Origin of the sequence: Alteribacillus sp. YIM 98480 (assembly GCF_009765375.1) — a bacterium.
Classification (GTDB): domain Bacteria; phylum Bacillota; class Bacilli; order Bacillales; family Marinococcaceae; genus Alteribacillus.
On the sequence record NZ_VTOK01000002.1, the window covers coordinates 146,700 to 166,107 of the forward strand.

The 19,408-nt window shown below is 37.5% G+C and carries 21 protein-coding genes; 20 read left to right on the plus strand and 1 reads right to left on the minus strand.

Going from position 1 to position 19,408, the window contains the following annotated elements:
• Nucleotides 1-5: 5 nt before the first annotated feature.
• From spoIIIAF to FZF09_RS03575, 20 genes are all read left to right on the plus strand, one after another.
• Complete coding sequence (spoIIIAF, locus tag FZF09_RS03480; protein ID WP_158735187.1) at nucleotides 6-623, plus strand: stage III sporulation protein AF; 618 nt, start codon at nucleotides 6-8, stop codon at nucleotides 621-623.
• Nucleotides 623-1,291, plus strand: a complete 669-nt coding sequence (spoIIIAG, locus tag FZF09_RS03485) for a stage III sporulation protein AG (RefSeq protein ID WP_233269390.1) — start codon at nucleotides 623-625, stop codon at nucleotides 1,289-1,291. The genes spoIIIAF and spoIIIAG overlap by 1 nt, the downstream gene beginning before the upstream one ends.
• Nucleotides 1,292-1,293: 2 nt before the next feature.
• Nucleotides 1,294-1,953 (plus strand): SpoIIIAH-like family protein, encoded by a 660-nt coding sequence (locus FZF09_RS03490; protein ID WP_158735188.1) that lies wholly within the window; start codon nucleotides 1,294-1,296, stop codon nucleotides 1,951-1,953.
• 188 nt (nucleotides 1,954-2,141) lie between these two features.
• Entirely contained in the window at nucleotides 2,142-2,519 is a 378-nt protein-coding gene (locus FZF09_RS03495) for a hypothetical protein (RefSeq protein WP_158735189.1), read from the plus strand.
• A gap of 50 nt (nucleotides 2,520-2,569) precedes the next feature.
• Nucleotides 2,570-2,965, plus strand: coding sequence for an Asp23/Gls24 family envelope stress response protein (locus tag FZF09_RS03500; protein ID WP_158735190.1), 396 nt, complete (start codon nucleotides 2,570-2,572; stop codon nucleotides 2,963-2,965).
• 197 nt (nucleotides 2,966-3,162) lie between these two features.
• Nucleotides 3,163-3,561 (plus strand): transcription antitermination factor NusB, encoded by a 399-nt coding sequence (gene nusB / locus FZF09_RS03505; RefSeq protein WP_158735191.1) that lies wholly within the window; start codon nucleotides 3,163-3,165, stop codon nucleotides 3,559-3,561.
• 18 nt (nucleotides 3,562-3,579) lie between these two features.
• A complete protein-coding gene (gene folD, locus FZF09_RS03510) occupies nucleotides 3,580-4,428 on the plus strand; it encodes a bifunctional methylenetetrahydrofolate dehydrogenase/methenyltetrahydrofolate cyclohydrolase FolD (protein ID WP_158735192.1) in 849 nt (282 codons plus the stop codon).
• A 5-nt stretch (nucleotides 4,429-4,433) separates the two neighbouring features.
• Nucleotides 4,434-5,834, plus strand: a complete 1,401-nt coding sequence (gene xseA, locus FZF09_RS03515) for an exodeoxyribonuclease VII large subunit (RefSeq protein ID WP_158735193.1) — start codon at nucleotides 4,434-4,436, stop codon at nucleotides 5,832-5,834.
• Nucleotides 5,824-6,066, plus strand: coding sequence for an exodeoxyribonuclease VII small subunit (gene xseB, locus FZF09_RS03520; RefSeq protein ID WP_304503049.1), 243 nt, complete (start codon nucleotides 5,824-5,826; stop codon nucleotides 6,064-6,066). Before xseA ends, xseB begins: the two co-directional genes overlap by 11 nt.
• Nucleotides 6,063-6,950, plus strand: coding sequence for a polyprenyl synthetase family protein (locus FZF09_RS03525; RefSeq protein ID WP_158735195.1), 888 nt, complete (start codon nucleotides 6,063-6,065; stop codon nucleotides 6,948-6,950). The genes xseB and FZF09_RS03525 overlap by 4 nt, the downstream gene beginning before the upstream one ends.
• Before the next feature lie 703 nt (nucleotides 6,951-7,653).
• A complete protein-coding gene (locus tag FZF09_RS03530) occupies nucleotides 7,654-8,253 on the plus strand; it encodes a hypothetical protein (protein WP_158735196.1) in 600 nt (199 codons plus the stop codon).
• A 26-nt stretch (nucleotides 8,254-8,279) separates the two neighbouring features.
• A complete protein-coding gene (gene dxs / locus FZF09_RS03535; RefSeq protein ID WP_158735197.1) occupies nucleotides 8,280-10,169 on the plus strand; it encodes a 1-deoxy-D-xylulose-5-phosphate synthase in 1,890 nt (629 codons plus the stop codon).
• Nucleotides 10,170-10,172: 3 nt separating this feature from the next.
• Nucleotides 10,173-11,003, plus strand: a complete 831-nt coding sequence (locus tag FZF09_RS03540) for a TlyA family RNA methyltransferase (RefSeq protein ID WP_158735198.1) — start codon at nucleotides 10,173-10,175, stop codon at nucleotides 11,001-11,003.
• A 174-nt stretch (nucleotides 11,004-11,177) separates the two neighbouring features.
• On the plus strand, nucleotides 11,178-11,627 hold the full coding sequence (gene ahrC, locus FZF09_RS03545; RefSeq protein ID WP_091579297.1) for a transcriptional regulator AhrC/ArgR: 450 nt from the start codon (nucleotides 11,178-11,180) through the stop codon (nucleotides 11,625-11,627).
• 25 nt (nucleotides 11,628-11,652) lie between these two features.
• A complete protein-coding gene (gene recN / locus FZF09_RS03550) occupies nucleotides 11,653-13,374 on the plus strand; it encodes a DNA repair protein RecN (RefSeq protein ID WP_158735199.1) in 1,722 nt (573 codons plus the stop codon).
• A 117-nt stretch (nucleotides 13,375-13,491) separates the two neighbouring features.
• Nucleotides 13,492-14,745: a SpoIVB peptidase gene (gene spoIVB, locus FZF09_RS03555; RefSeq protein WP_158735200.1), complete on the plus strand. Its 1,254-nt coding sequence runs from the start codon at nucleotides 13,492-13,494 to the stop codon at nucleotides 14,743-14,745.
• Between the two features lie 273 nt (nucleotides 14,746-15,018).
• On the plus strand, nucleotides 15,019-15,807 hold the full coding sequence (gene spo0A, locus FZF09_RS03560; RefSeq protein ID WP_158735201.1) for a sporulation transcription factor Spo0A: 789 nt from the start codon (nucleotides 15,019-15,021) through the stop codon (nucleotides 15,805-15,807).
• Nucleotides 15,808-16,467: 660 nt separating this feature from the next.
• Nucleotides 16,468-17,580, plus strand: coding sequence for a putative cytokinetic ring protein SteA (gene steA, locus FZF09_RS03565; protein WP_158735202.1), 1,113 nt, complete (start codon nucleotides 16,468-16,470; stop codon nucleotides 17,578-17,580).
• Complete coding sequence (locus FZF09_RS03570) at nucleotides 17,577-18,248, plus strand: glycosyltransferase family 2 protein (protein ID WP_158735203.1); 672 nt, start codon at nucleotides 17,577-17,579, stop codon at nucleotides 18,246-18,248. Before steA ends, FZF09_RS03570 begins: the two co-directional genes overlap by 4 nt.
• The gene (locus FZF09_RS03575) at nucleotides 18,221-19,030 is read left to right on the plus strand and encodes a hypothetical protein (protein ID WP_158735204.1); all 810 of its coding nucleotides are present in this window, start codon (nucleotides 18,221-18,223) and stop codon (nucleotides 19,028-19,030) included. Before FZF09_RS03570 ends, FZF09_RS03575 begins: the two co-directional genes overlap by 28 nt.
• A 31-nt stretch (nucleotides 19,031-19,061) precedes the next feature.
• On the opposite strand, the gene FZF09_RS03580 is transcribed toward FZF09_RS03575, so the two are convergent.
• Nucleotides 19,062-19,313, minus strand: coding sequence for a DUF2627 domain-containing protein (locus FZF09_RS03580; RefSeq protein ID WP_158735205.1), 252 nt, complete (start codon nucleotides 19,311-19,313; stop codon nucleotides 19,062-19,064).
• Between the last annotated feature and the right edge of the window lie 95 nt (nucleotides 19,314-19,408).

Consider the following 19,408-nt stretch of genomic DNA (forward strand, 5'->3'; position numbering starts at 1 on the left):
TCACAGTGGATTGGTTAACCAGCTGGATGAGCAATTTAATTGTTTTTCTGCTTGCGGCGTTCTTATTGGAAATGCTGCTTCCAGCCTCATCTTTGCAAAAATATGCCAGGCTGGTGCTTTCTTTTATATTAATGCTTATAATTATTGAACCTCTTTTATCGTTAACAAATGGACAAGTAGAAGATATATGGGATCAAGAATTAGCAAACTTAAATTTCCAGCCAATTCAATCGGCATCGATAGAATCTAACATGAATAATAAGAAAAACGAAATAGAAGAGGGACAAGATGCATATATTTCTAAACAAGTATCTAACCATCTAAGAGAACAAGTAGAAGAAACAATAAAAGAACGTTGGGGGTGGGAAATTGAAGAGCTCCAAACTGAATGGGAAGGAGACGATCCAGAAGAAATGAAGGTTTATCTTTCCCTTGCTAGATTTTCACCTGAAGAAAACAAGTCGGATATTGAACCAGTAAACATTCAGGTGGAAGAAACGGAAGAATTAGATGACAAAGAAGAAATTTCAGCAATAGAACAAGACATATACTCGTATTTGACGCAAACATGGGAAGTAGATGAAGAACAAATTCACATCACAACAGCAAAGGAGGGGGGATAGTGGCTGAACAGAACGATAAACAAAACGTAAAAGAGCGGTTTAAAAAATGGTTCGATAAAGAAGAGAAAACAACTTCGAAAAAACCGGTTCCCATCTACCTCGTCATCATCTTAATATTTGGGATTATATTAATGGTTATAGGGACTTTGGGTAAAGAAAAAGAGGAAGAACCTTCTGATCAACAATGGGTTCAAGATGAACAAGAACAAAAAGAATCTTTAGAAGTGAATTCTAAAGCTTCCGAAAACTCCGATATGTCTGATGCAGAAAGAGCTATTCAAACTAGGTTAGGCGAAATGCTTGAAAAAATTTCAGGAGTTTCAGAGGTAACTGTAATGGTGAATTTACAAGGAACGGAAGAAAAAGTATATGAAAAAGATACTACGATACGTCAACAAATTACTTCAGAAGAAGATCGAGAAGGTGGAAAAAGAGATTTAGAAGATGGGACGAAAGAGGAACAAGTTGTGATTATAAGACAAGGTGAACAGGAAGAACCACTTCTTATTCATACAAAAAAACCAGAGGCAAGGGGGGTGCTTGTCGTTGCTGAAGGGGTGGAAGACATAAAAGTAAAGGAATGGGTGGTTGAAGCGGTAACAAAAGTTATGGATATTCCACCGCATAAAGTATCTATATTGCCAAGGAATAGGGAGGAAGGAGAATAAATATGGTATTAAAAAAGCAAACCGTATGGTTAATGACGATGCTTAGTTTAACAATTGTTCTAGCTGTTTATTATATTACGTCGCCAAGCGAGGTCGCAGAGAACGACCCAGAAGCTGATGAAACGAGTGAAATGACTGCTGCAACAGAAGATGAAGAGTGGGTAGAGTGGCTGTCAGAAGAGGACATGGAAACGACAATTGAAGAAACTGAACCTCCAACAGAAGGTGAAGAAACAGGAGGGGAAGAAGAAGTTCCCGCAGAGGAAGCAGAAATATACAATGAAAACCAGGAAGCAAATACACAAGGAAACTTATTTAGTGAGCTGCGCTTAGAAAGGGATGAATCGCGAAGCAGGTTACGTGAAGAATATACAGATACGATTGCATCTGAAGATTATTCTGCTGCAGAGAAAAGTGAAGCGTTTGATAGACGAGAACAATTGCAAGAGACACAGCAAAATGAAAGTATGCTTGAGAGCTTAATTCAATCTGAAGGATATGAAGATGCCGTTGTTATTTCCGAAGAAGATAGAACTAGAATTATTGTCCAGGCAGAAGAGTTATCACGAGAAGATGCAGTGATGCTAAATCGACTTGCTGCCGAACACTTAGATGTGTCTGATGTGGTGATTGGACACCAGGCAACAGCAGCAGGACAGTAAGAAAAAGCCTGTGAGACAGTCTTATATTGTCTTACAGGCTTAATATTTTAAATACATATTTTAAACGCACATGTTTTTATTATATACACACGTATGAAGGGGATAATGAAAAATAGACTTCACCATGATATAATTTGAGTATAGTTTAAAACTTAGTGTCAACTAGCTGATGAGGAGCGATTTTATTCATGGAATGGAACGATTTAACAGACGGAGCAAAAGCGGTATTAGAACAAACGAGAAACATGAAAAACGACCACATACAAATCGTTGAATTTGAAGTTGGTTTTGAACATGAATATGGAGAAGGAGAAAACACCTATACCGTTTCCATACAAGAAGAAGATTATGAGAACTTGAAACGTTTCACCAAGGAAAATGAATATGGAGATAAATACCATATGGCAAGAAATAAAAACATCGTAAAGATTATTTTACTAGAAAATGGAAAAATACCTGATAATCTTTCGGAGTTTCCTGTTTTTCGTCAATATAAATTTGATTATGTACAAAAACAAGCGGAAAAAGCTGCCGAAGCAGAGGAAGCCAATACAGAAGAAGATTGATAAGAAAAGTAACCGGTGTTTTTATTGTTTAAGCCATGGAGGTGAGAAGCATGAATGAATACCGCACAATTGATTTGGAAGAAGAAAAGAATGAGTTAGGCAAAATAGAAATATCTCCCGAAGTCATTGAAGTTATAGCCGGACTCGCTGCCTCTGAAGTGGAAGGTGTCCATTCTTTAAGAGGTAACTTTGCTGCTGGAGTTGTGGAGCGTCTCGGTCGTAAAAACCATGGCAAAGGCGTAAAAGTCGAACTTGGTGAAGAAGGGATTACGATTGAATTATCTGTAACGCTGCGTTACGGTGTCTCTGTACCGGAAGTAGCGAGAAATATTCAGACTAATATTCAACAAGCGCTTCAAACCATGACTTCTATTACTTTGGATTCCATTAACATTCATGTGCTCGGTATACAATTTGAGGTGCAAGATGAAGAGGAAGAACAATAAACGAGGCTTTTTATCTGCAAAAATTATTGTTAAGGGGCTGATAAGTGATGGCTGGAAAACGTGCTGTCATTGCAGCCTCTTTTTTTCACTGTGAAGAAAGTATAAAAAATTATGGATGAACAAGTATAAGTAAAACTACAGCATTCAACGTACAGGATGCATGAATTGAGATAGATTTTAATAAAGGAGAATAGAGTATGAACCGACGTCTAGCACGATTAAGAGCTGTTCAGACATTGTATCAAATGGAGCTCACCGATGCAGGTTGGCAAGCAGCATTAAACAACTCTCTTGAAGAAGATGAAACAGCTGATGAATTTTTAACTACATCCGTGAAGGGAACATTAGATCATTTAACTGAAATAGATAATAAGATACAAAAGCACTTAGAACACTGGACTTTGGAGAGAGTCGGAAATGTTGACCGTTCTATTCTTCGAAAAGCTGTGCATGAAATGTTGTATATGGAAGATATTCCACTGCATGTCAGTGTTAATGAGGCAATTGAACTTGCAAAAGCTTTCGGGGGCACAGAATCTGGAAAGTTTGTCAATGGCGTATTATCTAACATATTAAAACAATGTGAAAGTGATTAAAACAAGGAGAGGATAAGAATGAGTGCAACTATTATCAGCGGAAAAGAAGTAGCTTCAAGTTTGCGAGAAGAAATCAAGACGGAAGTGAATTCTATTAGTGTTACACCAGGCCTAGCCGTCATTCTTGTAGGGGATAATCCTGCTTCTAGATCATATGTGAAAGGCAAGGAAAAAGCTTCAAAAGAAGTAGGCATTTATTCAGAATTAAAAGAGCTGTCTTCTGATATATCTGAAAAAGAATTGTTGGATATAGTTGATTATTATAACGATAAGCCTTCTATACACGGCATTCTTGTACAATTACCTCTGCCAGACCATATTTCAGAAAAGAAAGTGATTGAACATATTTCACCAGAGAAAGACGTGGATGGCTTTCACCCTATTAATATAGGGCGGATGATGACAGGTAAGGATGCTTTTTTACCTTGTACACCATATGGTATATTGCAAATGTTAAAATATAAAAATATCCAAACTGAAGGAAAGCATGCTGTCGTAGTTGGAAGAAGCAATATTGTCGGAAAACCTGTTGGACAGCTCCTTCTAAATGAAAATGCTACGGTTACATACTGTCATTCTAGAACCCCTGACTTAGCTTCTTATACCTCAAAAGCTGATATTTTAATTGCAGCTGCAGGCAGAGCAGAATTTATAGATGCTGCATTTGTAAAAGAAGGAGCTGTTGTCATAGACGTAGGTATGAATCGCAAAGATGACGGAAAACTTTGCGGGGATGTTGCCTTTGAAGACGTGAAAGAAAAAGCTTCGTTTATAACGCCTGTCCCAGGAGGAGTAGGTCCTATGACCATTACAATGCTGCTTTATAACACGCTGCAGTCAGCGAAGAAGCATGCAGAAAGGGTTTAACAGTAATGCTGTTTGAACAAGGGAAATGGACCACAGTTTCACAGCTTACAACACATATTAAAAAGACAATAGAGATGGAGTCTAATCTCCAGCAAGTATGGTTAAGAGCTGAGATTTCAAATTTTAAAAAGCATAGCCGCGGTCATATGTATTTTACCTTAAAGGATGAAAAATCAAGGATCTCAGCTGTCATGTTTGCTGGTAATAATCGCTTTTTAACCTTTCAGCCTGAAAATGGAATGAAAGTTTTAATAAAGGGTCATGTATCTGTGTATGAGCCATTCGGGCAGTACCAACTGTATGTGAAAGAGATGGAACCAGACGGTATTGGGCAATTGTACATTCAATATGAAAAATTGAAAAAACAGTTAGAAACCGAAGGTCTTTTTGCACAAGAGCGTAAAAAGTCGTTGCCTGTATTTCCACGTGAAATAGCTATCATTACGTCTCCAACTGGTGCAGCAATCAAAGATATGATGACAACACTGAAAAGGCGTTTTCCTTTAATTAGAATTACGCTGTTTCCGGTGCTCGTACAGGGCGAGAACGCACCTGCATCCATATCTTCTGCGATGGAAAAAGTTGAATTAATGGGTGGATTTGATCTCTTAATTTTCGGCAGAGGCGGCGGTTCCATTGAGGAATTGTGGGCATTTAATGAAGAAGTTGTCGCCAGGAAAATTGCATCTCTAACTGTTCCGACTATTTCAGCAGTGGGTCATGAAACAGATTTCACTATTGCCGATTTTATAGCTGACTTAAGAGCAGCCACACCAACCGCGGCAGCTGAACTGGCTGTTCCGGTGCTTTTAGAACTCGAAAAGCAGCACAACCAGTTGAAAACCCGTCTTCAAAAAGCGTTGAAACACCAAGTTAAAAGAAAAAATGAAAAGCTCGAGCGAATAAAGAGATCATATGCCTTTAGGTATCCAACTCATTTAATAAAGCAAAAAGAACAAGATTTAGATCGTTTATTAGAAAGATTAAATAAAGCACTAGTTGACAAAAAAGAACTTCGTAGAGAGCGTCTTCATACGTTTGAAAAGCGCCTTGAACGACAGCATCCTTATCGGCTGTTAGAAGGTGAACAGTCGAAACTCAATCATATGGATGAAAAAATCTTTAAAGCAATGGAACGTTATTTAACAGGGAAAAATGAACGTTTTAAACATACGCTGCAAAAGCTTAATATTCTTAACCCTCTCGAAGTGATGCAAAGAGGATATAACGTCACTTATAATCGGAAGGGGCAGTTGGTGAATTCGATCAAACAAATTGAACCAGGTGAACAGATTTCTATGTATATTCAAGATGGAACAGTTTACGCCAAGGCTGAATCTATCTCAAAGAATTCATTATGGTTTGGTAATAAGTCGGATAAGGGGGATGGAGCACGTGACAGATGAGAATTTTAAAAATGTATCGTTTGAAGAAGCGATGGAGAAATTAGAGGGCATTGTAGAAAAACTCGAAGAAGGTGAAGTTCCTTTAGAGCAGGCAATTGCTATGTATCAAGAGGGGATGAGCCTTTCTAATGTTTGTCATGAAAAACTGCAGCGTATTGAAAAACAGATGGACAGAGTAGTCGAGGAAGATGGGGAAGTAAAACCTCTCTTATCTGAGGAGGATGAAGAGTGAGTATCACAGAACTACAAGCTTTTATTTCTCAATTTAAAAATGAGCTGGAAAAAAGACTACCAGTATTTTTGGAAAAACTGGAATGTCCAGATACCTTGAAAGAAGCAATGCTTTATTCTATTAATGCCGGTGGAAAAAGAGTCCGTCCCTTGTTAATGCTTGCGGCTGTCCAGTCATATCGTAACGTTGAAGAATCTGATTATGCGGTAGCTTGTGCAGTCGAAATGGTTCATACGTATTCACTCATTCATGATGACTTACCGTCTATGGATGATGATGACTACCGGCGAGGAAAACCCACAAACCATAAAGTATTCGGAGAAGCATTTGCCGTTTTGGCCGGTGATGCTCTCTTAACCAAAGCATTTGAAGTTATTAGTTCCCTTAAAGAGTTAGAAAGTCATAACAGAATCTTATTAATAAGAGAGTTAGCCAAATCAGCGGGGGCTGAAGGAATGGTTGGGGGACAGGCTGCAGATTTAGAGGGGGAAGGAAAAGATCTCTCGTTAGAGCAGCTTGAATATATTCATCACCATAAAACAGGAGATCTTTTAAGTTTTTCCGTTGTGGCAGGCGGGATATTAGGTGAAGCTCCAGACACTGATATGGATAATATCAGAGCGTTTGCCAGAGAGCTGGGTCTTGTTTTTCAAATCAAAGATGATATTTTAGATATTGAAGGCGATTCAATAGAAATGGGAAAGGCAGCCGGAAGTGATGAAGGCAGAGAAAAAAGTACATATCCACGACTATTGACACTTGATGGTGCCAAAGAAAAGCTCATCACTCATGCAGATAATGCTAAAGAATACTTGCGTTCTGTGTCAGGTAATCCACTATTGCTTGAGGATTTTATACATTATATTACGGAGCGCACCAAATAATTTTGTGATATTTCAATTATTTGTGCTAAGATTTTAGATCGTGGTATAATATATATACAAAATATCGGATGGCGCAGTATTCTAGTCGATTCTCCATTCTCGAGGGCGGGCCTAAAAATCCGCTGAAGGGCACATCGATGAAGTTCCTGATGCCGGCTCGAAGCGCCCAGCTTTGGGTCGGTGTTGGGAGTAAAGGTGTAAGGGCGATCCACAAAGGCATGTGGGCGTGAACCCTTTCACCGCGGAGGCCTCTTATTTTATGGGTAAATAAGAGGTAAGACCTGCAAAACATGCCAAAGGGTAGGTATGTGTGCAGCGTAGCCTGCCTTGAGTGGAGCAGCGGGGAAGGTAAAGTCTAGGATGATTACCGTAGGCCAACGGATACTTTCCTATCACCTGAAACCTGCTCTGCAAAAGAGGCTAAGAGAGTGGCACGGAATTGTTGAGGAAAACTCCTAGACTGTTCATATAGACGAATAAAGTGGATTGCAGTGTGTGCTGAGTGGCAATCCAGTCTGATGTCCGGCGACGGCATCAAGCTGTTTTTAAAGGGAAACCACCAAGGCGGCGACGCTTTGGCAAGCAGCTGGGAAATCCTACTGGACCTAAGACACAATGTTTACGCTTTATATCGGCCATCCGATTTCTACATATGTTTATTTTAACCAACATTCGTAAAATATATTAGGTGATTATGCAAATAATGAAAAGTATATGGAAAAATTCTATACGTTGGAGCGTTTTAATTGCCGTTATCACACTGGTGTTAGCGGCTATTTTTTCAATTATCTCCACAGCTGTTTTAAGTGGAGTAGGCTGGGCTGTTGGAATGATTATTGTGCTGATGATCGTTTTTGTTGGTGTGTTTTTTGATATGATTGGAGTAGCGGCGACTGCAGCATCTGAAAAACCATTTCATTCGATGGCTTCAAAAAAAGTTCCCGGGGCATACCAGGCAATGAAAATAACAAGAAATGCAGATAAAGTAGCGAATTTTTGTGCAGACGTTATCGGTGATATATCTGGCGTAGTAAGCGGAACAGCAGCTTCTGCTGTTGTATTGCAATTAACATTTGCTGCGGGTTCAAGTGATGGAAGTACGCTTCAATTTATTTTAAGTGTAATATTTACAGGTGTAGTAGCAGCATTAACAGTAGGTGGAAAAGCATTAGGCAAAACATTTGCCATTACTTTTTCTACCACGATTATTTTTCAAGTTGGCCGTATCTTTTATTTGCTCGAACATAAATTAAAAATTAAATTATTTAACAAAAAGTCGACCAAGAAAACAAAGAAAGTTTAAAACGATTGAAAGTGAGGGTTCGCTTCATGGATTTAAAAACAATAAAGGACCCGGCATTTGTGCAAGCATGCAGCCGACAAGAACTCGAAAGTTTAGCTCAGGATATTAGAGAATTTCTCATTCAAAAGCTGTCGGTGACAGGCGGCCATTTAGGCCCTAATTTAGGTGTAGTAGAATTAACACTTGCTTTGCATCATCTGTACCAAACACCAAAAGACAAAATCATTTGGGATGTTGGACATCAAGCTTATGTTCATAAGATACTGACTGGACGAGCTGGACAATTTGATAGTCTTCGTAAATATAAGGGGTTGTGCGGTTTTCCAAAACGAGATGAGAGTGAACATGATGTTTGGGAAACTGGCCACAGCTCTACCTCACTTTCTGCAGCTATGGGGATGGCGGTAGCTAGAGACTTGAAAGGAAGTAACGATCAAATAACAGCTGTTATCGGAGATGGTGCTTTAACTGGTGGAATGGCACTTGAAGCATTAAACCATATCGGTCATGAACAAACGAATTTGACCATCATATTAAATGACAATGAAATGTCTATTGCACCAAATGTTGGAGCTCTTCACAGCATTCTTGGACGTCTCAGAACAACAGGTAAATATCAAAAAGTTAAAGATGATATAGAATTTTTAATCAAAAAAATCCCTGCTTTTGGAGGGAGACTCGCTTCCACTGCTGAACGAGTTAAAGACAGTTTGAAATACTTGCTTGTCTCTGGAATGTTTTTTGAGGAAATGGGATTTACCTACCTCGGTCCTGTTGATGGTCATGATTTTGACGATCTGTTGTCTAATATTAAATATGGACGAGATACAAAAGGCCCGGTAATCGTTCATGTGTTAACCAAAAAAGGAAAAGGCTATGCTCCGGCTGAAAACGATGCCAAAGGTACTTGGCATGGGCTCGGACCTTATAAAATTGAATCAGGAGAAGTAGTAAAAAAACCAGGGCCGCCTGCTTACAGTGCAGTATTTAGCAGTACATTACAAAGACTCGCTCATGAAGATGAAAGAATTGTAGCTTTAACCGCTGCTATGCCCGGCGGTACCAAACTGGATCAATTTGGTGCTGAGTTTCCGGATAGAATGTTTGATGTAGGGATAGCTGAACAGCATGCCACCACTATGGCAGGAGGATTAGCGACACAAGGGATGAAACCTGTATTTGCCGTGTACTCCACGTTTTTGCAGCGAGGTTATGATCAACTTGTACATGATGTATGCAGGCAAAACTTAAATGTATTTTTTGCGATTGACAGAGCTGGCCTTGTTGGGGCGGATGGAGAAACGCACCAAGGGGTTTTTGATATTGCTTATTTACGCCACCTTCCAAATATGAAAGTGTTAATGCCAAAAGATGAGAATGAATTACAGCATATGATTTATACAGCTTTACAATATGATGACGGCCCTATTGCAGTTCGTTACCCTCGCGGTAATGGCTATGGAGTTAAAATGGATGAGGAATTAAAAGAGTTAGAAATCGGAAAATGGGAAATCCTTAGGGATGGTAAAGATGCGACAATATTATCTTTTGGTACAATGCTTCCGGTAGCTGTTGAAGCAGCTAAGACGCTTTCTGAACAAAATATCCATGTTCGGGTTGTAAATGCCAGATCGGCTAAGCCATTAGATGAAGATCTTCTGCAAGAGCTGCAGGAAGAAGGACAGCCTATTCTTACATTGGAAGAAGCAGCTTTAAAGGGAAGTTTTGGAAGTGCAGTTCTTGAGCACTTTCATGACACTGGCTGCCATAACATGGTAATAGAACGGATGGGCATTCCAGATAGATACATTGAACATGGCAGTGTACCGGAATTGTATGAGGAAATAGGATTGACTGCAGAAGAAGTTATAAATAAAATTTTTACTTTTGTCCCTAGAAGACAGCAAAGGGCGTAGGCCATGAAAAAAGAACGAATAGATATATTATTAGTTGAACAAGGTTTTTTTGATTCACGAGAAAAGGCAAAGCGCTCGATAATGGCAGGTTTAGTATTAGCTGACAATGAACGTGTCGATAAACCAGGTACTAAAATTGACAGATCTACCTCTATTCGTATAAAAGGAGAGGCGCTCCCTTACGTTAGCCGCGGTGGATTGAAACTTAAAAAAGCTTTAAATGTATTTCCGTTAAATCTGCAAAACAAAATTGTGCTGGATATAGGAGCTTCTACTGGAGGTTTTACGGATTGTGCTTTGCAAAATGGGGCTAAAATGGTATACGCTGTGGATGTTGGATACAATCAGTTATCGTGGAAGCTGCGTAATCACGAAAAAGTTGAAGTAATGGAACGCTTTAATTTTCGATATGCAACACCTGAACATTTTAAAGAAAAGCCTGAGGCAGCGGTAGCTGATGTATCTTTTATATCTTTAAAACTTCTGTTGCCTCCATTAAAAAATATATTAATGAACGACAGTCAAGTATGTTTGTTAATAAAGCCTCAATTTGAAGCAGGACGTGACAAAGTTGGAAAAAAAGGTATTGTTCGTGATCCTCACGTCCATCATCAAGTTATTTATGATATTCTTTCGTTTGCAACATCCATAGGTTATACTCCAGTAGATATGAATTTTTCTCCTATTACTGGAGGAGACGGTAATGTTGAATTTTTATTGTTTATGCATTGGCACCCTTTGAGAGAAAATGAAAATTTAATTACGGAAAAGACTATATCTTCTGTCGTTGAAAAAGCCCACTCCCACTTTCATGCCGTTCAACGGGGTGAGTAAGTATTTCTCATCCCCCGTTGAATGAATCCCCCTTCAAATCCTGCGTATATTTTCTCGTCCTTTTCATTATATTTTTACTCGTATGTTTGTATAAATATAAAAAATTAGTTATGATACAATTAGCACTTTTACTTTATAGTTAATGATATTGGACGCATCAAGAGGAGGTTGCACATGAATAAAGGGCAGCGTCATATTAAAATTAGAGAATTAATAACAGACTTGGATATAGAGACACAAGATGAATTGGTGGATCGGTTAAAAAAGGGTGGTTATAATGTAACTCAAGCAACTGTGTCTAGAGACATAAAAGAGCTGCATCTGGTAAAAGTACCTATGATGGACGGAAGATATAAATACAGTTTGCCAGCAGATCAAAGATTTAATCCTTTACAAAAATTAAAAAGAGCACTTGTTGACAGCTTCATCGGAGTTGATCAAGCTGACAATCTCATCGTTATGAAAACCCTTCCTGGAAATGCTAATGCTGTTGCGGTATTAATTGATAATTTAGATTGGGAAGAGATATTAGGTACCATTTGTGGAGACGATACGATATTAATTATCTGCCGAGATAAAAAACAAGCTGGTCCTATTGTGGATCGGTTCCTTGAAATGCTTTAATTTAAAAGATGATCGAGGTGCTTTCATGCTCGAAGAACTTTCGATAAAAAATTTCGCTATTATTGAAGAATTAACTGTTCCATTCGGTGCAGGACTGACAGTATTAACTGGAGAAACAGGTGCCGGTAAATCCATTATTATCGATGCTATTGGCTTATTAATTGGAGGGCGCAGTTCAGTAGAATATGTACGCCACGGGGAAAAACGTGCAGAAATAGAAGGATTGTTTCGAATTGATGCTTCACATCCTTCAAGAAAGAAGCTTGAGGATGCAGGCATTGAAGTAGAAGAAGATATGGTGGTATTAAGAAGAGATATTACAGATCAAGGAAAAAGCGTTTGCCGTATAAATGGAAAATTAGTAACTTTAGCTATACTACGGGAAACAGGTCAATCTTTGGTCGATATACATGGTCAACATGAACATCAGGAATTAATGCAGCCTGAAAAACATATTACTATGCTTGATCGTTTCGCAGGAAAAAAACTGTATGAAACCCTTCAGGATTACAAATCACGGTATCAAACCTTTATAAATCTTCAATCAGAATTAGAAAGATGGAGGGAAAACGATCAAGAAACCGCGAACCGCCTTGATTTTATCCAATACCAATTAAATGAGATAGAAGCAGCAAGTTTAGTCCCTGGAGAAGATGAACAATTAGAGAAAGAAAGACATATTTTATCGAATAGCGAAAAATTATTCAGTCAGCTGAATAACACCTATGAAAGCCTCTATGGTGAAGGGAAAGCATTAGACTGGGCAGGACTGGCTATGTCACATTCTGAAGATGCTGCAGCTATTGATAGTGACATGGACAATGTAAATGAATCCATTCATACAGCTTATTATATGCTTGAAGAAGCAGCTTTCTCATTGAGAAATTATGTAGATTCTTTATCATTTGATCCTGAACGTTTAAATGAAATTGAAGCAAGATTAGAGGAAATTCAAAAGTTAAAACGAAAATACGGCAATTCTGTCATGGAAATACTTGAATTTTCCTCAAAAATCGAAGAAGAAATGGAGCACCTTACCAATAAAGACGAAAAAATTCAGGAATGTCAAGAACAACTAAAAATAGCAGCCTTAGATTTAAAAGCAGAAGCTGATACGTTAACGGATTTGCGGTATCAAGCCGGAAAAGAGCTTTCGGAAAAAGTGAAAACGGAACTTAAAGAGCTGTATATGGATAAAGCTGAGATGGAGGTAAACATAAAAGAATTAAAAAAAGGAAAGCAGTATGAATGGGAGAATGGACGAACCATTTTTAATGACAATGGAAAAGATAAAGTTGAATTTTTAATGGCCACCAATGCCGGCGAACCTTTAAAACCACTTGCCAAAGTCGCATCTGGCGGAGAAATATCAAGAATTATGCTTGCCATGAAAACGATTTTGTCAGGTTTTCAGCACGTTACCTCCCTAATATTTGATGAAGTAGACACCGGAGTAAGCGGGCGTGTCGCCCAAGCCATCGCACAAAAAATATACCACGTTTCGGTTGGTTCTCAAGTATTGTGCATTACCCATCTTCCGCAAGTTGCTGCTATGGCTGATAACCATTTATTTATCGAAAAAAGAGAAAAGGAAGACCGCGTAATAACTACTGTAAAACCAATAGATGGAATAAAAAAGGCGGATGAAATTGCCAGAATGATATCAGGGGTAGAAATAACGGAATTAACACGAAAAAATGCAAATGAATTATTGGCTATGGCCGAAAAGATTAAAACCAAATCATGAAAAGCTGACCAAAACAGGTCAGCTTTTTTATTTTTACCTGCTTATAAATCCTTTGTCAGGAGGCAACTATATGAATACAACAGATAATTTAAATTGGGGACGAGGAGGATTTAATGCATGGATTGGGGGAGAAGAATTACTGGTGTTGCGCTATTATTATTATTTACCATAGGAATAACAAATCATACGGTTCAAACATTTTTAAATATACCGGATGAATTCACTTTTTTTGAGTCCGATTGGCAAAATGACAATATTGTCAGCGGTATTCAAAACAAAGTAAATATAAGAAATAAAAACGATGTACAAATCACTGAAAATCAAGAAAAATCAAACGCTTCAATAAAAGTCACGTCTATGCCGAAAAAACAAAGTAAAATAAAAACATTACCAGATATCAAATTAGTTCCAGGCGGTGACTCTATTGGGGTAAAACTGCAATCAGACGGGATAATGATTGTAGGTTTTCATGAAATAGCTGCAGATAAAGGAAGAATTTCTCCGGCAAAAGAGGCAGGAATGAAAGTAGGAGACAGGATTATTTCTATAAATGGAAAGAAAGTAAATCAGTTAGAAGACGTTGTACAAATCTTAGAAAATGCCAAGACAAGTGAATCACTTCAAGTTAAAGTAAAAAGAAACAATGAAGAACGAAAATTAAATGTAAAAATGCATCAAGGAAAAAAAGGAAATGTGATTGGAGCTTATATTCGCAATGCAGCATCAGGAGTAGGTACGTTAACGTTTTATGAACCTAAAAGTGGGAAATTTGGCGCTTTAGGTCACGTGATTGCTGACTCGGATACTAAAAAGCCTATTATCGTTGAAGATGGAACGATTGTCCGTTCTTCCGTTAGGTCTATTGAAAGAGGAGCTAATGGCAAGCCGGGGGAAAAGCAAGCTGTGTTATCGACTGACAACGATATTCTAGGAAAAGTGACAAAAAATAGTTCGTTTGGTGTGTTTGGTCATTTAGATAAAGACAGACTTTTAAAAAAGCCATTTTTTTCAAAACCGCTTCCTATAGCATTTGCTCATGAAGTAAAAAAAGGACCTGCAGAGATATTAACTGTAGTAGAAGGTGAAAAAATCGAGAAGTTTGAAATTGAAATTGTACAATCTGTCCCTCAAATGCACGCAGCCTCCAAAGGAATGGTCATAAAGGTGACAGATGATGAATTATTAGAAAAAACAGGCGGAATTATTCAAGGAATGAGCGGCAGCCCTATCATCCAAGACGGAAAAATCATCGGAGCGGTTACACACGTATTTGTAAATGATTCAACCTCAGGATACGCTTCTCATATCGAATGGATGCTTGAAGAAGCAGGAATTGAGACGTATATAAAGGAAAGGAAAAAAGCAAGTTAAGGAAAACTGGATTCAGTTTTCCTTTTTATATATTCGCTAATGAAATAATTGTGGTACGATAATATATATAACTTTATGAATGTAAAAATAATGTCGATTCATACATATTAAATTTTGTCAAACGGCAAAAAACGACAAAAAGACAGAAAATGAAAGATGTAAGGAGCTGGATTTTATTTTCTAAGAATTTTGAATTAAGGAAAGGGTATTAGACAGTCTTGTCGAAAAGAATATACAGACATGTGAAGAAAAATATAATAAGGAGGTACATTTGTGAATAAAATTAAAGTTTGTGTAGCTGACGATAATAGAGAATTGGTCGGTTTGTTAAATGAATATATTGGGGCACAGGAAGACATGGAGGTTACTGGAAGAGCCTATAACGGGCAAGAGTGCTTAAAAATGGTAGAAGAAACGCAGCCGGATGTGCTTGTTCTTGATATCATAATGCCTCACTTAGATGGGTTAGCAGTTTTAAATAAAATCAATTCTGGTCAGTATAATCCGCGCCCTAAAATAATTATGCTAACAGCTTTTGGTCAAGAAGATGTAACAAAAAAAGCAGTTAATCTTGGTGCTTCTTATTACGTTTTAAAACCTTTTGATATGGAAACCTTGATTTCTAATATTAGAGAAGTGTGCGGCGGAGAATCTTCTGTCGTCCAACAAGCGTACAGTTATAATAATGAAAGTAAAGAAGAACCTGAGATTAATTTAAATCAGAGTATTACAAATATTATTCATGAAATCGGAGTACCTGCTCATATTAAAGGATACATGTATTTAAGAGAAGCTATTTCCATGGTTTATAATGATATCGATTTGTTAGGTTCCATTACAAAGGTACTGTACCCTGATATTGCTAAAAAATACAACACCACTTCAAGCAGAGTAGAACGAGCCATCCGACACGCTATTGAAGTTGCTTGGAGCAGGGGCAATTTTGAATCGATTTCTCGGATGTTTGGGTATACGATAAATGTATCAAAAGCTAAGCCCACTAACTCAGAATTTATAGCAATGGTTGCAGATAAACTGAGACTTGAGCACAAAGTAAGTTAAGAGCGCTGTTGGAAGGAGCCGCCCTATTAAAGGACGGCTCCTTTTTGTACTTTAAGAAAATTTAACTTTGTTAAGGGACAAAATATAAGAAAAACTAGGGCTTCCACTTTAAGGACTTCTTGAGCAGAGAAAAGTAAATGTGGCTACTACGTCTTGTTGGCAAAGTGTCTTGGCCCGAAATATTAACTTTGTTCAGAAATGTAAGACTCAAAAAGTCGTGAAACCATGGAAGAACTTTCAGTATAAGGTCGTAATTGATTAATTTTTTTAGATGAAGGTTCGTATTGAATCACATATTGTTCGCCATTATATGAGGCCAGATACATATCAAATCCGTGTCTTGATTCAATAAACTGAAACAATTTGGTCTCCCCCTTACATTTTTCGTTCATACTTCCTCTTTACATTTACAAATAGACAATAATGGTTTTAAATCACGTCTATAAAATTTTTCAATTTATAATTATCTTTTTCCTCATTCTTATATCTATGCATGTAATCCCTCCCATTTGGACCATACTAGGAAAAGGTATTAGAAAAACTGGCTTAACACTGGTCCTGTGGCACGGCATTATCACGTAAAGCCTTATAGTCTTTTCTTATACTTGATTCCTTTATCAAAATCACTTTCCTAAAGTATAAAAAAGGGGTGAAAGCAGCGTGGATAAGATTCAAGGAAAAGCGCACTTTCATGAAAAAACAAAAATTCTTGCGAATCAAATTGAAAAAAAACAAATTGCTGTAATTGCTCATGAAGATATCGATCCGATTGCTGCAGAAAGTTTAATTAAAAAAAATGTCAAAGCCGTCATAAATTTAAAACGTTCCATGAGCGGAGAATTTTTTCATGAAGGTGTCAAAAGGCTGTTAGAGCATAAAATAAAGGTATTTGATATTCACCCAAATAGTAATATAGGTAAATGGATAGATGGAAGAGAAGTTGAAATTAATCATAATTATTTGTTTGTGATTTATGCTCATAAAAGATATGAGGTTGGCCCATTAAAAGAATACAATATACCATTTGTGCGTTTACTAGAAGAAAAAGGAAAGAAAAATCTTCCTGATACTTTTGAGAAGTTTAGCAGCAACAGTATATCATACGCAAAAAAAGATTTAATACAGCTGTTAGAATGCTGGAAAACATGGGAGTATGGTTCAGCTTTACAAGGAAAAGAAGTGTTAATTGTTATTCGGGGAACTGATTATGAAAAGGATTTGGATTGCGTGAAAAAATACTTTATCAGAAATGGTAATAATATTTCGTTGATAGCAGTTGATGGAGCGGCTGATGAGATGCTTCATAAGAATATGCATCCTGATTACATTATAGGAGACATGGACTCTGTCAGCAGTAGAGTATTACACTGCGGAGCTAAGCTTATTGTACATCAAGGCGCAAAAGGTCATTCACCGGGTATGCAAAGGGTGAAGGATCATCAATTATCAGCTAATACTGTAACGTTTATCGGTTTGAGTGAAGATGCAGCCATTGCATTTGCCTTAAAAGAAGGGGCAAAAAAAATCTATTTACTGGGCGGTCACCGTGATATGGAAGAATATCTAAGCAAAGGAAGAAAGGGCATGGGCTCTTCTTTGTTAATAAAAATGCTTGCAGGCAGTAAAATTATTGATTTAAAAGGGATACATCACCTTTATGATAAAAGCAGTAAGTCGCAGTCATTATTTTGGCATGTTAGAAAAATATACAATTCTTTACCATTTTTACGTGCTTCGAAATCAGAAAAAGAAATGAGGGAAATGAAAGCGTGAAAACAAGTGTTATTATTCCAGCTTATAACGAAGAACGACATTTAAAATCAACATTGCAAACTCTGCGCAAAGCAGGCTGGGCTAACGAATTAATCGGAGTAAACGATGGAAGTTCTGATTCTACTGGAAGAATTATGGAGAAATATTGTGATGTATCGATTTCATTTATTAAAAATCATGGGAAAACAGCTGCAGCAAAAGCAGGATGGTTAGCGAGCAAGGGAGAGATTATTGTAATTTTAGATGCAGATTTAAGAGAAAGCGCAATATACGGCAGCGAATTATTATATCCATTGGAATCAAATGAAGCGGACTTAGTAATTGGTACGGTAATGGGAAATGGAAAAAATGGTTTTGGACTTGTTAAGAGAAGGGTACAGCGTCTTATCCATAGAAGAAGCGGGCTGCTTTTACAAATGCCATTATCAGGACAAAGAGCATTTCGAAGAAAACATATTGAACATTATCATCAATTACAGGCAGAAGGTTTTGGTCTTGAAACAATGATGACATTAAAAGCTGTACAAGAAGGATTTAAAATTAAAGAAGTAGAAGTGCCATTTGTACATGACGGTAAAGGATGGGGAATTCAAGGTATGTGTCACCGTGCGAAGCAATGGCTGGAGGTGGAAAGGTGCCTGTGGAAATATGGAAAATCATACTCTTAAGTGCAATGGTGCCTATATTTTGGCCTGTATTGAAAGACAGCTCTATAAAATTTGGATGGACGGCTGTTAATTATAAAAATATGTACATTCCATTTACACTAGGAATCGTTTTGTTACTTTTTGTTTTTAATTTTATTCTTTTATGGCCGCCCGATCATTTATTAGCTTTTATGGTATATATTGTAGGAATTTGGAGCGCCGGGTGGATTGATGATATGTGGGGAAGTCATTACCCAAAAGGAATAAAAGGACATCTATGTTTTTTTATAAAAAAAGGAGAGTGGACGACAGGACTTACAAAAATTGTACTTATTGCTGTTTCCGCGAGTGTGAGTCTTCTGTTAACAGAAGCAACGATGCAAATAGGTACGGTGATTGCTTTTATGTTGTTCGTATTATCGCCGCATGTGTGTAATTCTCTCGATACACGACCACTTAGAGTTTGGAAATGGGTAAGCATTCACGTTTTAATATTCCTTATATTTCTATCTGTAAAGCCGGTGCCAGGCATGTTTTTTTATATAGTGTCGGCAATGGGGGTATGGGGATATTTAGAAATAACGAAAAAAGGAATGCTTGGAGATAATGGAGCTGCTTTGGCCGGAGGAATCATAGCCTGGGTGGGAATGCAGTTTTCTCCCTTCAGTATTCAACTTTTTCTTATAAGCATTCTTATTGGCATCACTTATTTAGCAGAAAAAATTTCGATTCACGCTGTTATTGAGAAAGTTCATATTTTAAAGGAAATTGATCATTTAGGGAGAAGGGAAAGGATTGAATAAAAAAAGGCTGACTCTAAAGAGAATCAACCTGCTACTTGCTGCTCGGGTCCGTTTTTGATTGATACCGAATACTAACTTTTTTATTTTTACGATCACGGTAAAAAACAAAACCGGAAATAAACCAAATCCCAAAAATAAGCATGAACAGCCCAATTAAAAATTGCAGCCATAAAAAGGGAAAAGGAGGCTGTAAAATTTGAAAAAGCATATCTCTCATTAACTTAATGCCTAAGGCCGCCATAATTCCAGGAATAACTAAAATTAATAATGCAATCAGCCGCATGAGTTATTTCTCTCCTAAACAATAACTATAAAGGCTTGGCTTTGCCAAGTTTCTTTTTTATTGTACTCTATTTATACAATGTTGTCCAAAGGGGG